The sequence below is a fragment of the Marilutibacter maris genome (genome assembly GCF_006546735.2).
GTDB classification, from domain to species: domain Bacteria; phylum Pseudomonadota; class Gammaproteobacteria; order Xanthomonadales; family Xanthomonadaceae; genus Marilutibacter; species Marilutibacter maris.
Genome location: NZ_VICD02000136.1, coordinates 1 through 1,637, shown reverse-complemented (window position 1 = coordinate 1,637; position 1,637 = coordinate 1). Strand labels below are relative to the sequence as shown.

At 73.4% G+C, this 1,637-nt stretch carries 2 protein-coding genes; both read left to right on the top strand.

Going from position 1 to position 1,637, the window contains the following annotated elements:
* The first annotated feature begins 146 nt into the window (after positions 1–146).
* Positions 147–1,205 (top strand): uroporphyrinogen-III C-methyltransferase, encoded by a 1,059-nt coding sequence (locus FKV24_RS08840; protein WP_141482118.1) that lies wholly within the window; start codon positions 147–149, stop codon positions 1,203–1,205.
* Positions 1,202–1,637, top strand: a 436-nt coding sequence (locus FKV24_RS08835; RefSeq protein ID WP_283016206.1) for a heme biosynthesis HemY N-terminal domain-containing protein, incomplete at its 3' end; no start/stop codon positions are given. The genes FKV24_RS08840 and FKV24_RS08835, both read left to right, overlap by 4 nt.

Sequence of the window (1,637 nt, the reverse complement as noted above, 5' to 3'; positions counted from 1 at the left end):
TCGCCGCCGGGCCGCGACCGGCGCAACTGGTGGCCGCCGCTGGATACGCCGGGCCCGGCCGGTAGCCGGCGAAGCCACCGGCACGGCCCCGTCCGGAGCCTTTCTGAACCAGTCCGCACGGGCGTTCCGGTAGCATGAAGCCACTCATGCAGCGACCTGACGCCGTGTCCGACTCCACCGCCCCGTCCACATCCCTCCCGCCTCCCGGCAATCCCACCGCGCAGGCGCCGCGCCGGCGCGGCGCGCGTTGGCCATGGTTCCTGCTGGTGTTCCTCGCCGCGCTCGCCGCCGCCGGCTGGTACGGCTGGAACTGGTGGAAATCGCACGAGGCCGACGCGCGCGCACAGGTCGCCAGTGCCGATCACCGCATCGACGCCCTCAACCAGCGCCTGGATGCGATGCGCGACGACCAGCGCGCGCAGGTCCAGCGCCTGCAACAGGCCGACGCCACCAACCGTGTGCTGCGCGACGAACTGCTCGGCATCGGCCAGCGCGCGGCGCTGCTGGAGGAAAGCGTCACCCGCCTGGCCGACCCGAACCGCGATGGCGTCCAGGCGCTGCGGCTGGAGGAGGCGGAGATGCTGCTGGTGTTCGGCCAGCAGCGGCTGGAGATCGCCGGCGACCTGGCCGGCGCGAAGCGCAGCTACGCGACCGCGGACGCGGTGCTGGCCGCGATCAAGGACCCGGCCTACGTGAACCTGCGCCAGGCGCTGATCCAGGAGCGCGCGGCGATCGACGCGCTCGATGCGGACCCGCGGATCGACGCGTTGGCGCGCATCGACGCCTTCAGCCGCGCGCTCGAGGAAACCCCGCCGGAGACCGCCGCCCAGGCCCCGGCCGGCGACCGGCCGTGGTGGAAGCGCGCGTTCGCCAACGTGTTCGACATCCAGCCGCGCGACCGCGTGATCGCCGAACTGCCGTCCGACCGCGCCGCGGCGATGGCCGCCCTGCAACTGGAACTGACCCTGGCCCGCGCCGCCGCCGAGCGCCGCGACGAGGGCGGCTTCAAGGCCGCGCTGGCGCGTGCGCGCGACTGGCTGGATCGCTTGTGGCCGCCATCGGCCGCGCTCGATGCCCGCCGCGGCGAACTGGACCGGATCGCCGAGCGCTCGCTTTCACTCTCAGTTCCCACCCTCGGCAGCACACTGCAGCAACTGCGGCAGCTGCGCGCCGCCGCGGACGTGTCGCCATCGGAGCGCCCATGAACCTGTTCCGCAGCCTGCTGTTCTGGATCGTCCTGGCCCTGCTCGGGGCGCTGGTCGCGCAGTTGATGGCGCAGGATCCGGGCCTGGTGATCGTCAGCTTCGGCGACTGGACCTATCGCAAGTCGTTGTCCTACACCTTGTTGCTGGCGGCGGTCGCCGTGCTGCTGCTGTGGCTGCTCTGGCGCCTGCTCAGCGCGCCGTTCGCGATGCTGCGCCGGCACCGCAAGAAGGCCGCGCGCGCGCGCCTGCTCGACGGCCTGCTGGCCACCCACATGGGCCAGTGGAGCCGCGCCGAAAAGCTGCTCGGCGAGGCCGCCGGCAATCGCGAAACCGGGACCGTGGCGCGGATCGCCGCCGCGCACGCGGCCACCGGCCGTGGCGATGCCGAGGCCGGTCGCGCCCATCTGGCCGGCATCGCCGATGCCCAGCCGG